The organism is Quisquiliibacterium sp. (assembly GCF_982640115.1).
The window spans coordinates 1-11,908 of sequence record NZ_CEXFHW010000007.1; the positions used below are offsets into that span (position 1 = coordinate 1).

The following is an 11,908-nucleotide window of genomic DNA, read 5'->3' on the forward strand; positions in this document are numbered from 1 at the left end:
CAGGGGCTGGCCGCCGGCCAGTTGCAGTCGCACCTCTATGTGCTGCCCAACAGCCAGGCGGTGCGGCACGCCTTCCGCGTGGCCGCGGGCCTCGACTCCATGGTGCTGGGCGAGCCGCAGATCCTCGGCCAGCTCAAGGAGGCGGTGCGCGTGGCGCAGGACACCGGCTCTCTCGGCACGCACCTGCACCAGCTGTTCCAGCGCTCCTTCGCGGTGGCCAAGGAGGTGCGTTCCACCACCGAGATCGGCGCCCACTCGGTATCGATGGCCGCGGCCGCGGTGCGGCTGGCCCGGCGCATCTTCGAAGACCTGCGCGACACCCGGGTGCTGTTCGTGGGCGCCGGCGAGATGATCGAGCTGTGCGCCACCCACTTCGCCGCGCAGCACCCCAAGGCCATCGTGGTCGCCAACCGCACCGAGGAACGCGGCGAGAAGCTCGCCCGCCAGTTCAACGGCGGCACCCTGCGCCTGAACGAGCTGCCCGAGTCGCTCGAGAAGTTCGACATCGTGGTCTCGTGCACCGCCAGCACCCTGCCGATCATCGGTCTGGGCATGGTCGAGCGGGCCACCCGCGCCCGTCGTCGCCGGCCGATCTTCATGGTCGACCTGGCCGTGCCGCGCGACATCGAGCCCGAAGTGGCGCGCCTCGATGATGTCTTCCTCTACACCGTCGACGACCTCGGCAAGGTGGTGCAGAGCGGCGCCGAGAACCGCCGCGCGGCGGTGGCGCAGGCCGAGGCCATCATCGAGACCCGGGTCGATGCCTTCATGCAGTGGATGAGCGCGCGTCAGGCCGTGCCGGTCATCCGCGAACTCCATGCCCGCGGCGAAGCCCTTCGCCAGGCCGAACTCGAGCGCGCGCGGCGGCTGCTGGCCCGCGGTGACGATCCGGCCGAGGTGCTCGAATCCCTCGCGCGCGGCCTCACCGGCAAGTTCCTGCATGCGCCCACGGCCATGCTGCAGCGGCCGGGCGAAGACCATGAGGCGCTCGTCCGCCTGATCGATCGTCTCTTTCCCGGTCAGGCCTGAGGGCGCTCCGCCCGCCAGGCCCGCGCCGGGTTTCCCGCTGCCCGTTCCGCCATGACACCGTCGATGCTGGCGCGGCTCGAAAGCCTCGAGCAGCGCCTGGCCGAAGTCAATCTGCTGCTCTCCGGGCCGGAAGCGGCGCGCGACCTGAACACGCTGCGCCGGCTCAACCGCGAGCAGGTCGAGCTCACCCAGGTGGTGGGTCACCTCACGGCGTGGAAGCAGGCCCAGGCCGACCGCGAGGCGGCCGAGGCCATGCGCACCGATCCCGAGCTGCGGACATTCGCCGACGAGGAGGCGCAGGCCGCGCTGCAGCGCCTGCGCACCGAGGAAGACACCCTGCAGCGGCTGCTGCTGCCGCGCGACCCCAACGACGAGCGCGATGTCATGCTCGAGATCCGGGCCGGCACCGGCGGCGACGAATCGGCGCTGTTCGCCGGCGACCTGCTGCGCATGTACCTGCGCTATGCCGAGCGCCAGGGCTGGCAGACCGAGCTGATGTCCGAGAGCGCCTCCGAGCTCGGCGGGTACCGCGAGGTGATCGTGCGCATCGCCGGCGATGGGGTCTACTCGCGCCTGAAGTTCGAGTCCGGCGGGCACCGGGTGCAGCGGGTGCCCGAGACCGAGGCCCAGGGCCGCATCCACACCTCGGCCTGCACGGTGGCGGTGATGGCCGAGGCCGATGACGCCAGCGACGTCCAGATCGACCCCGAGAGCCTTCGCATCGATGTCTTTCGCGCCTCGGGCGCGGGCGGGCAGCACGTCAACAAGACCGAGTCGGCGGTGCGGATCACCCACCTGCCCACCGGCATCGTGGTCGAGTGCCAGGACGACCGTTCGCAGCACCGCAACCGAGACAAGGCCATGAAGGTGCTGGCCACCCGGCTGCGCGACCGCCAGATGCGCGAGGCGCAGGCCAGGGAGGCGGCGCACCGCAAGTCGCTGATCGGCTCGGGCGATCGCTCCGAACGCATCCGCACCTACAACTTTCCGCAGGGCCGGCTTACCGACCACCGCATCAACCTCACCCTCTACAAGCTCGACAGGGTGATGGACGGGGACATCGACGAGGTGCTCTCGGCACTGGGCAGTGCCCACCAGGCAGAGCAGCTCGCGGCGCTGGCCGAGGCCGTCTGAGCGGCGCGACCGCCCTGCCCCAGGCCCCAGGCCGAACCCTGCGCCGCATGAACCCCCCGAGTCACGACCAGCTGATCGCTGCCGCCGGCCTGCCCCGGCTCGAGGCCCGCATGCTGCTCGAAGCGCTGAGCGGCCGGCCTCGGGAATGGCTGATCGCCCACGGCCCCGAGCCGGTGGATGCCGGACTCGCCGCGCGCTTCCTGGCACTCGCGCGCCGCCGACTGGCCGGGGAACCGATGGCCTATCTCACCGGCCGGCGCGAGTTCCGCGGGCTGATGTTCAGGGTCGACGAGGCGGTGCTCGTGCCGCGGCCCGACACCGAAATCCTGGTCGATCTCGCCCTGGCGCTCGCCCCGCCCGAGGCCCGGGTGCTCGATCTGGGCACCGGCAGCGGCGCGATCGCGATCAGCCTGGCCTGCGCCCGCGCCGATCTGCGGCTGTGCGCCACCGACCGCAGTGCAGCCGCGCTGGCCGTGGCCCGACGCAATGCGCAGTCCCTGCTCGGCCAGGGCGGGGCCGGGCGGATCGAGTTCCGGCAGGGCAACTGGTGGGAGGCGCTGCCCGCCTCGGCCCGATTCGGGCTGGTGGCGGCCAACCCGCCCTACCTCGCCGAAGATGATCCCCACCTCGCCAGCGACCTCCGGTTCGAGCCGCGGGAAGCGCTCGTAGCCCATGAGGCCGGCCTTGCCGACCTGCAGCGCATTGCGCGGGCGGCACCCCGGTACCTCGAACCCGGCGGATGGCTGCTGCTCGAGCACGGCATGGATCAGGGCGCCCCGGTGCGGGCCCTGCTGACCGAGGCCGGGCTGAGCAGCGTGCGCACGGAACGCGACGCCGAGGATCGGGAACGGGTGACGCTGGGCAGGCTCAACGGCGGCACCGACGGCAGGCCCGATGATCCGCATCGGGTGACCGCGATCCTGTCGGGTGCCTGACGGGTCATGACCGGCTCTGGCCGAGTCCTGGCCTAGAATAGCGTCTCCACTCACGGAGACACGCGATGGACGCCAAGGAATTCATCCAGAAAACCGTCACCGAAAACCCGGTCGTGCTGTTCATGAAGGGCACGGCGCAGTTCCCGCAATGCGGCTTCTCGGGGCGCGCCGTGCAGATCCTGAAGGCCTGCGGCATCCGCAACCTGGTCACCGTCAATGTCCTCGAGGACGACGAGGTGCGTCAGGCCATCAAGGATTTCGCCAACTGGCCGACCATCCCGCAGCTCTATGTCAACGGCGAGTTCATCGGCGGCTCCGACATCGTCTCCGAGATGTACCAGTCGGGCGAACTGCAGAAGCTGCTTCCCGCACCGCCCGCGGCCTGACCGGCTGTCCGGGGCGGGCGCGCCCGGCGCCGGTCCGTCCCCTCGTCAACCCCAGGAATCCCCGCCATGAAGATCCTTCTCGCCACCGACGGCTCCAAGCATGCTCTGAGGGCGGTCCGTCACGCGGCCAAGCTGGTGGCCGAGCTGAAGTCGCCCAGCACGGTCACGCTGATCAGCGTGCATGACGGCACCGCCCTGCGTCATGCCGAGCGTTTCGTGGGCCGCAAGGCGGTCAACGATTACCTGCGTGACCTCTCCGACCAGGATCTGGCGGCTTCCCGCAAGCTGCTCGACAAGGCCGGTGTCCGCCACGACATGGTGATCCGCACCGGCCACATCGCCGCCGAGATCGCCGCGGCGGCCAGCGAAGGCGGCTTTGACCTGCTGGTGCTCGGCAGCAAGGGGCGCTCCAGCCTCAAGGACCTGCTCATCGGCTCGGTCGCGCAGCGCGTGAGCGAACTCAGCAAGGTGCCGGTTCTGCTGGTGAAGTAGTTCCCCTGCAGGCGGATCTCCCGCCGGCGTGACGCCGGTCACGCCAGCCGCCGATCAGCGGCCGCTATGCTCCGACAAGCGGCCGATTGTCGGCCGGCGAGACGGGAATCGCATGGATCACTTTCGCCCGGACCAGTGGCGGCGCCTGGCGCGCCGTCACCCGTCGGGATTCGACGCGCGCCGCCGGGCGGTGCTGCTGCTGGAACTCACCCGCATCGGACCGCCGCCCAACGCCCGGGCACGACGGGCGCTGGACCGGCTGGAGCGGCGCCTGTCCGGACAGGACAGGGATGCGCGGCTGCAAGGCGCGACCCTGGCGCTGGCCGAGGCCATGATCGAGCTTGGCCGGGCCGCCAGAGACCTGCTGCGGGTGGGCAGCGAGCTCGGCCGGGCGGTGACGCTCGACCTCGCCCAGACCCGCCCTCAGGCGGCCAGACTGCCCGCCGAACGCGAGCCGAGCAACGACTCCATCTCGCGCCGCAGCCGGTAGGCACGGGTGCCGGTGTCGATGGCGACATCGTCCCAGCTCAGGCTCTGGCCCTGGCGCACCGGTCGGATCACCCGCACATCATGGGCCAGGCCCAGGGGCAGCCCGCCCATCGCCGCCGAGGTGGCCGCGGGCAGCAGCTTGCCCCACACCGTGTAGCCGCCCTCCCCGTCGAGCACTTCGCCCACCGCGAGGTCGCGCTTGGCAGTGGCCACCACATCGGCGTTCCAGGCCGTGGCCACGCCGGTGGGCTCGCCGCGCAGCGCCACGCTGGCCACGCTCACCCCCACCTCCAGGCCGATCAGGTGCCAGCGCTTGTAGAGCGTGAAGTAACGCCCGCTCGGATCGGTGTGGGCGTTGTATTCCTCGAAGCAGTTGCGGATGTAGTCCGTCTCGCCCTCGACGGTCACCCACACCCCCATGCGGATGTCGTAGGGGATGCGTCGACCATCAGGCTCGAGCGAGGAGATCACCTCGACCATGCCCTTGCGCTCGAGCACGCCGCCCTCGGCTACCGGCCGCGTGACGAAGGGGATGTCCTCGACGCTGGCCGGCGGATAGAGCAAGCCGTTGGACGGCACGCCCAGGCCGGTGGCGTTGCTGACCGCGCTGCTTTCGATCGCCGGCTTGGAGCCGTCGAGGAAGCTGTTGAACATCTTGGGGTTGAGACCGCCGCGCTGGGCCTGCTCCGGCGTCAGGCCGTAATGGCCCCAGACGGTTTCAGGGGTGGACTGCGCGAAATGCGGCAGCCACTTGTGGCCGCGGCCAGCGGCCACCACCGGAAAGCCGCAGGTGCGCGCCCAGTCGACCAGATCGCAGATCAGGGCTGGCTGGTCGCCGAAGGCGAGCGAATACACCACCCCGGCCTGCTGCGCACGCAGGGCGAGCAGCGGCCCGCAGAAGGCATCGGCCTCGACCGTGACATTGACCACCGATTTGCCGTGGGCGAAGGCCTCGAGGCAGTGGTCGACCGCGGCCACCGGATGGCCGGTGCACTCCACCACCACATCGATTGCGGGATGGCGCACCAGCGCCTGCCAGTCGTCCCCGACATGGGTGGTGCCGGCGGCGAGGGCGGCCTCGATGCTGGAGGCCGCGGTGCGCTCGGCCGGCCAGCCCACGCGGGCGAGATTGGCCCTGGCCGCAACCGGCGAGAGGTCGGCAATGGCGGCAAGGTGCACGCCCGGCGTGCGCGGGATCTGCGCGAGATACATGGAGCCGAACTTGCCCGCGCCGATCAGGCCGACCCGCACCGGCCGGCCTTCGGCGGCCCGTTGCCGCAGCTTGGCATGCAGGTTCATGCCGCGAGCTTCCGGTCGGTGAAGGGCGTATCGCTGGTCTGCAGCGCGCTGGCCGGCACGCCATCCTTCCACGGCAGCTCGACCGGATAGTCGCGAACCAGGCAGTCGTCGGGCAGGCAGCTGATGGGGGTGAAGTCGCGATGCGCGATGTACTCGGGCCGGCGCGCGCGCTGGATGTGGTTGGAGACCGCGCACAGGCTGAGGTACACGCTCACCCGGTTCCAGGGCGAAAGGTTGCTGGCCGAGGCATGGACCAGACAGCTGTGGAACACGATCATCGAGCCGGCCGGGCCCTGCGGGCTGACGATGCCGCCTTGCTTGCCGCCGGCGCGCTCGACCAGTTTCGCGATGAGCTCGTTGTCGACCGTCCACAGCGGATAGCTGGTGGTGGTGAGGTCGTGCTTCGCATCGATCACGCCGCGCTTGTGGCTGCCCGGGATGAACATCAGCGGCCCGTTGTAGGCGTTGACATCGTCGAGGAAGATGGCCACGTTCATCGCCCGCTCGGTGGGCATGAGGTCATCGTTCTTCCAGGTGCCGTAGTCCTGGTGCCACTGCCAGACATCGCCCTCGAAGGCCATCTTGCCGTTGATCTTGAACTGGTGCATGTAGACCTGCTCCTTGAACAGATCCATCACCGGCTCGACCATGCGCGGATGGCGCGCCAGCCGGGCGAAGGGCTCGCTGTACATGTGCGCCGCAAAGTTGGTGCGCACGGCGTCGCTGCCCTTCTCGCGCACGTTGTAGGCCTCGCGCCGGCTGTAGAGCTCGGGCACCGCGCTATTGAGCACTGCGGTTTCCTGCGGCGTGAACAGACCGGGGAAGAACAGGTAGCCGTCGCGGTCGAACTGCGCGAGCTGCTCGGGGGTGAGTCTCATGGCGTGTCTCCGGAGTGGGAAAGGTTCAGGACCTGGCTGAGCCCGCGCGCCAGACCGTCGGCGGCGTGCTGATTGTGATGCCCGGTGAGCGCCACGGCAGCGTCGGCACGGCCCGCCGCGATCGCCTCGGCAATCGCCTCGTGCTCGTCCCAGACGCTGGCTCGGCGCGCAGTCTGCAGCACCGCGCCCATCACCCGGCGCAGATGCTGCCAGTGCTGGTCGGTGATGCGTTCGAGCAGCGGATTGCCGCTGGCCCGGCAGATCGCCTGATGGAAGGCGACATCGGCATCGATCATGGCCGGGATGTCGTCACCGGCCGCGGCTTTGCGGCCGCGGGCGATCAGCGCCGGGTCGATGCGGCAGCCCGCCTGCGCCGCCAGACGCGCCGCCAGCGCATCGAGCGCGCCGCGCACCTGATAGACCTGCCGCACCCAGCGCACATCGAGCGGCGCCACCTGCAGGCCACGACCGGGCGCATCCTGCAGGAAGCCCTCGGCCTTGAGCAGGCGCAAGGCCTGCAGCACCGGCTGTCGCGAGACCGCGAGCCGTTCGGCGAGATCTTCCTGGGTGATGCGGGCGCCGGGCGGCAGCGAGCCGTCGCAGATCGCATCGAGCAGGGCGCGATGCGCCTGTTCGACCAGGTCGGGCGCGGGCGCAAGTCGGGTAAGCGAGGCGGCCATGTGGTCGGCATTGTATACAGAATACCGATTTGATGCGGCCGTGGCAGCCGTGCCGGGCGGCGTGCGCGATCGGCGGGAAGATGGTGCCGGCTACCTGACTCGAACAGGTGACCTACCGCTTACAAGGCGGTTGCTCTACCAACTGAGCTAAGCCGGCAACGAGGAGCGACGCCCCCCGCGAGAGAGCCCTACTTGACGCGAGTCAGGCGCGGTCGGCCACCCGACGGCGCGCCAGGCGCCGGCGGATCCCCATCGGGAGCGCCCTGAGCGCCCGGCGTACCCGAGCCGCCCGTGCCCGCCGGCGGAATCGAGACCAGCGACACCGGCGAGGCGGATGCGGCACTGGCGCCCGATGCACCATCGGTCGCGGCAGCGGCCCCGTCAGCGGCGCGGTGCGGCGGCGACTCGTCGGCAGCACCCTGCGCTGCCGGCGCCGGCGATGGCGCCAGCGCGAGCGGCTTGGGCACATCGAACGCCATGCCGTGACCGGTCTCGGCGGCATAGATGGCCGAGACATTCGTGATCGGGACCGAGATCTGCCGGGCGATCCGGTTGAAGCGCGCCTCGAACTCGATCAGGTCGTTGCCGATCTGCAGCCGGTTGGTGGCATCGGCCGAGATGTTGAGCACGATCTCGCCGTTGCGCACGAACTCCATCGGCACGCGGGTGGTCTCGTCGACCGCCACGGCGATATGCGCGCGATACCCGCTGTCGGCGCACCACTCATGGATCGCGCGGATCAGATAGGGCTTGGTGGAGAGTTCGCTCACCGCAGTCTCGGCGCCGGCACAGGCCAGGCGCTCAACGCCGCATCACCTTCTCGGAGGGCGTCAGCGCCTCGATATAGGCCGGCCGCGAGAAGATCCGTTCGGCGTAACGCAGCAGCGGCGCGGTGGTCTTGGGCATCTCGATGCCGTAGTGATCGAGGCGCCAGAGCAGCGGCGCCAGGGCCACATCGAGCATGGAGAAGTCCTCGCCCAGGATGAACTTGTTCTTGATGAAGATCGGCGTGAGCTGGGTGAGGCGGTCGCGGATCTGCAGGCGCGCCTTCTCCATCTGCTTGGACGCGTCCTTGTGGTGGTCCCGCCGCTCGAGCTGCTGCACATGCACGAAGAGCTCGCGCTCGAAGTTGAACAGGAACAGCCGGGCGCGCGCGCGCATCACCGGATCGGCCGGCATGAGCTGCGGATGCGGAAAGCGTTCGTCGATGTACTCGTTGATGATGTTCGATTCGTACAGGATCAGATCACGCTCGACCAGGATGGGTACCTGGCCGTAAGGATTCATGATCGAGATGTCCTCGGGCTTGTTGTAGAGATCGACATCGCGGATCTCGAAGTCCATGCCCTTTTCGAACAGCACGAAGCGGCAGCGCTGGCTGAACGGGCAGGTGGTGCCCGAATACAGAACCATCATGGCGAGCGGCTCCCTTGTGAACGGTGTGCTTGAAAAAAATCAGGGGTGAGCCGGATGACGGCTCACCCCGGTGGATGGCGGCGAGGGAACTACTTGATGTCCTTCCAGTATTCGCGGTTGAGCCACCACGCGAAGACCGTGAAGACCGTCAGGAACAGCAGCACCCACACCCCGAGCTGGGTGCGGCTGCGCGCCGAGGGATCGGACATGTAGGTGATGTAGCCGACGAGATCGGCCACGGCGGCGTCGTACTGCGCCTGGGGCAGAGCGCCACCCTCGGGCTTGCCAAGCACGATCTCGCGCTTGTCATGATGGTGCTTGCCCTCGAGCTTCTCGGCCTTCTCGGTGCGGACACCGGCGGCATCGAAGCTGACCGTCACCTTCTGGTACCCGGTGAGCGCGCCGGTCTTCTCGTCCTTGACCGCCTTGGTGTCCTGGATGGTGACGCCGCGCGGACCCTGCAGTTCCCAGAGCACATGCGGCATGCCGACGTTCTCGAAGAGCGCGTTGTTCCAGCCGGTGGCCCGGGTGCCGTCACGGTAGTAGGAGCGCAGGTAGGTGTAGAGCCAGTCGGCGCCGCTGCCCGCGCCGGACGCGCGCGCCCGCGCGATCACTGACAGGTCGGGCGGCAGGGCGCCGAACCAGGCCTTGGCATCGGCCGGGGCGATGGCCACCTTCATGGGCTCGCCGACCTTCTCCGCGGTGAACAGCAGGTTCTTGCGGATCTGGTCTTCGGTGAGATCGAGATCCTGCAGCCGGTTGTAGCGCATGGATGATGCGCCGTGGCAGTTCAGGCAGTAGTTGACGAACAGCTTGGCGCCATTCTGCAGCGACGGGATGTCGGTGAGCTTCTCGACCGGGAATCGGTCGAGCGGGAAACCGCCCTCGGAGGCCTGGGCGATGGAAAGGCCGAGTGCCAGCGGGAGGGCAGCAAGCAGGGTGCGGAGAGTTTTCATGGTCGGATCCCGGCGACGCTCAGTGGGCCTCGAAGGTGACCCGATCGGGCACCGACTTGAACTCGCCCATGGCGCTCCACCAGGGCATCAGCAGGAAGAAGCTGAAGTACAGCAGCGTGCCGATCATCGAGAAGATCTGGCCAGCCGCCGACGGTGCCAGCACGCCGAAGTAGCCCAGCACGATGAACACCACCACGAACACCGCATAGACATAGCCGTGCCAGCCGGGACGGTAGCGGATGGAGCGCACCGGGCTGTTGTCGAGCCAGGGCAGCGCGAAGAAGATCACCACCGAGGCGCCCATGGCGACCACGCCCCAGAACTTCGCGTCGGCCAGGAAGAAGCCGATGATCAGCACCGCGCTGACCGCCGGTGCGATCAGCTTGAACACCGCGCGACGCGCGCTCACCACCACCATCAGCGAATAGACGATGAGGAAGGGGGTCAGCCAGTAAAGCAGGAACTCGTCGGTGGTGGCCCGCAGGATGGAATAGAACGGTGTGAAATACCAGACCGGCGCGATATGAGGCGGCGTCTTGAGCGGGTCGGCAGGAATGAAGTTGTTGAACTCCAGGAAGTAGCCGCCGAGCTCGGGCGAGAAGAACACCACCGCCGAGAAGAAGATCAGGAAGACCGACACCCCCAGGATGTCATGCACGGTGTAGTAGGGGTGGAACGGAATACCATCCAGCGGCTTGCCGCTGGCGTCCTTGCGCGCCTTGATGTCGACCCCGTCGGGGTTGTTGGAACCCACCTCATGCAGCGCCACCACGTGGGCCGCCACCAGGCCGAGCAGCACCAGGGGCACCGCAATGACATGGAACGAGAAGAAGCGGTTCAGCGTGGCATCGCTCACGACATAGTCGCCGCGGATCCAGACCGAGAGGTCAGGGCCGATGAACGGAATCGCCGCGAACAGGTTCACGATCACCTGGGCGCCCCAGTACGACATCTGGCCCCAGGGCAGCAGGTAGCCCATGAAGGCCTCGGCCATCAGGCACAGGAAGATCGCGCAGCCGAAGATCCAGACCAGTTCGCGCGGCTTGCGGTACGAGCCGTACAGCAGCCCGCGGAACATGTGCATGTACACCACCACGAAGAACGCCGAGGCGCCGGTGGAGTGCATGTAGCGCACCAGCCAGCCGTAAGGCACATCGCGCATGATGTACTCGACGCTGGCGAAGGCCACCGGCACGCCCGCCGAATTGAGCGAGGCGTCAGGCTTGTAGTGCATGACCAGGAAGATGCCGGTCAGGATCTGGATGACCAGCACCAGAATGGCGAGCGAGCCGAAGAAGTACCAGAAGTTGAAGTTCTTGGGCGCGTAGTACTCGGAGAGGTGCGCCTTCCAGGTGGCGGTCAGCGGGAACCGTGCGTCGACCCAGGCGAGCGTCTTGTCGAGCACCGGGGCATTGGGGGGGAGTTGCTTTTCGACTGCCATGATGTGCGTTCCTTCGCTCAGGCCTTCTTGTCTTCGCCGATGAGGATCCGGGTGTCGCTCAGGTAGGTGTGCGGCGGAACCTCGAGGTTGTCGGGCGCGGGCTTGTTCTTGAACACCCGCCCGGCGAGATCGAAGGTGGAGCCGTGGCAGGGGCACAGGAAGCCGCCAGCCCAGTCATCAGGCAGCGAGGGCTGGGAACCGGGCGTGAACTTCTCCACGGCGAGCAGCCGAGGTGCGAGCAGATGCCCACCACCACCAGGTACTCGGGCTTGATGGAGCGGTGCGGATTCTTGGCGTAGTCGGGCGTGGGGTACGCCGTGCGCACCGACCCGGGATCGGCCACGCCGGGCTCGGTCTTCTTGAGGGTCTCGAGCATCTCGGGGGTGCGGCGGACCACCCAGACCGGCTTGCCGCGCCACTCCACGCGCTTGAGTTCGCCCGGCGCCATGCCGGCGATGTCGACCTCGACCGGAGCGCCGGCCGCGAGGGCGCGCTCGGAGGGCTTCAGGCTCTTCAGGAAAGGCCAGGCCACGGCGGCGCCGCCCACCGCGCCCACCGAACAGGTGGTGAGCAGCGCGGCGCGACGCGAGGGGTCTTCGGGCAACAGGGAGGAATCGCTCATGACGGGGATCCTGATGGCTGATCGCTCTGGAAGGAATGCGGGGGCGCGGCGGCCCGGAGCACGCGTCACCGAGGCGGCGCAGTCCCGGACCTGAAAAGCGGCGGCGCCGGCAGCGCCGCAGTCAGGCAGCACACGAGTTTAGCCGATTGTG

General features: G+C 68.5%; 13 protein-coding genes, 1 tRNA gene and 1 pseudogene. 6 read left to right on the top strand and 9 right to left on the bottom strand.

What is annotated here, in order from left to right; all coding sequences use genetic code 11:
• The 6 genes from hemA to AC2H6A_RS01580 form a co-directional block, all read left to right on the top strand.
• Positions 1–1,029, top strand: a 1,029-nt coding sequence (gene hemA, locus AC2H6A_RS01555) for a glutamyl-tRNA reductase (protein WP_484271370.1), incomplete at its 5' end; no start/stop codon positions are given.
• A 51-nt stretch (positions 1,030–1,080) separates the two neighbouring features.
• Positions 1,081–2,163 carry a peptide chain release factor 1 gene (gene prfA / locus AC2H6A_RS01560; protein WP_484271371.1) on the top strand — a complete coding sequence of 361 codons (1,083 nt, stop codon included), beginning with the start codon at positions 1,081–1,083 and terminating at the stop codon, positions 2,161–2,163.
• Between the two features lie 47 nt (positions 2,164–2,210).
• Positions 2,211–3,098 carry a peptide chain release factor N(5)-glutamine methyltransferase gene (gene prmC / locus AC2H6A_RS01565; protein ID WP_484271372.1) on the top strand — a complete coding sequence of 296 codons (888 nt, stop codon included), beginning with the start codon at positions 2,211–2,213 and terminating at the stop codon, positions 3,096–3,098.
• A 65-nt stretch (positions 3,099–3,163) separates the two neighbouring features.
• A complete protein-coding gene (gene grxD, locus AC2H6A_RS01570) occupies positions 3,164–3,484 on the top strand; it encodes a Grx4 family monothiol glutaredoxin (protein WP_484271373.1) in 321 nt (106 codons plus the stop codon).
• A 66-nt stretch (positions 3,485–3,550) separates the two neighbouring features.
• Positions 3,551–3,976, top strand: a complete 426-nt coding sequence (locus AC2H6A_RS01575) for a universal stress protein (RefSeq protein WP_484271374.1) — start codon at positions 3,551–3,553, stop codon at positions 3,974–3,976.
• A 112-nt stretch (positions 3,977–4,088) separates the two neighbouring features.
• Positions 4,089–4,466, top strand: a complete 378-nt coding sequence (locus AC2H6A_RS01580) for a hypothetical protein (protein WP_484271375.1) — start codon at positions 4,089–4,091, stop codon at positions 4,464–4,466.
• Here the strand turns inward: AC2H6A_RS01580 and AC2H6A_RS01585 are convergent.
• The 9 genes and pseudogenes from AC2H6A_RS01585 to petA form a co-directional block, all read right to left on the bottom strand.
• Complete coding sequence (locus tag AC2H6A_RS01585; RefSeq protein ID WP_484271376.1) at positions 4,400–5,764, bottom strand: NAD(P)H-dependent oxidoreductase; 1,365 nt, start codon at positions 5,762–5,764, stop codon at positions 4,400–4,402. The two genes, AC2H6A_RS01580 and AC2H6A_RS01585, sit on opposite strands and share 67 nt — an antisense overlap.
• The gene (locus AC2H6A_RS01590; RefSeq protein ID WP_484271377.1) at positions 5,761–6,642 is read right to left on the bottom strand and encodes a phytanoyl-CoA dioxygenase family protein; all 882 of its coding nucleotides are present in this window, start codon (positions 6,640–6,642) and stop codon (positions 5,761–5,763) included. The genes AC2H6A_RS01585 and AC2H6A_RS01590 overlap by 4 nt, the downstream gene beginning before the upstream one ends.
• Positions 6,639–7,322, bottom strand: a complete 684-nt coding sequence (locus AC2H6A_RS01595; RefSeq protein WP_484271378.1) for a GntR family transcriptional regulator — start codon at positions 7,320–7,322, stop codon at positions 6,639–6,641. The genes AC2H6A_RS01590 and AC2H6A_RS01595 overlap by 4 nt, the downstream gene beginning before the upstream one ends.
• An 81-nt stretch (positions 7,323–7,403) precedes the next feature.
• Positions 7,404–7,479: transfer RNA gene (locus AC2H6A_RS01600), tRNA-Thr, on the bottom strand.
• Positions 7,480–7,510: 31 nt separating this feature from the next.
• On the bottom strand, positions 7,511–8,092 hold the full coding sequence (locus tag AC2H6A_RS01605) for a ClpXP protease specificity-enhancing factor (protein ID WP_484271379.1): 582 nt from the start codon (positions 8,090–8,092) through the stop codon (positions 7,511–7,513).
• Between the two features lie 31 nt (positions 8,093–8,123).
• A complete protein-coding gene (locus AC2H6A_RS01610; protein ID WP_484271380.1) occupies positions 8,124–8,738 on the bottom strand; it encodes a glutathione S-transferase N-terminal domain-containing protein in 615 nt (204 codons plus the stop codon).
• 89 nt (positions 8,739–8,827) lie between these two features.
• On the bottom strand, positions 8,828–9,694 hold the full coding sequence (locus tag AC2H6A_RS01615) for a cytochrome c1 (RefSeq protein ID WP_484271381.1): 867 nt from the start codon (positions 9,692–9,694) through the stop codon (positions 8,828–8,830).
• A gap of 19 nt (positions 9,695–9,713) precedes the next feature.
• Positions 9,714–11,135, bottom strand: coding sequence for a cytochrome b (locus tag AC2H6A_RS01620; protein WP_484271382.1), 1,422 nt, complete (start codon positions 11,133–11,135; stop codon positions 9,714–9,716).
• A gap of 17 nt (positions 11,136–11,152) precedes the next feature.
• Positions 11,153–11,757, bottom strand: a pseudogene (gene petA, locus AC2H6A_RS01625) (ubiquinol-cytochrome c reductase iron-sulfur subunit).
• Between the last annotated feature and the right edge of the window lie 151 nt (positions 11,758–11,908).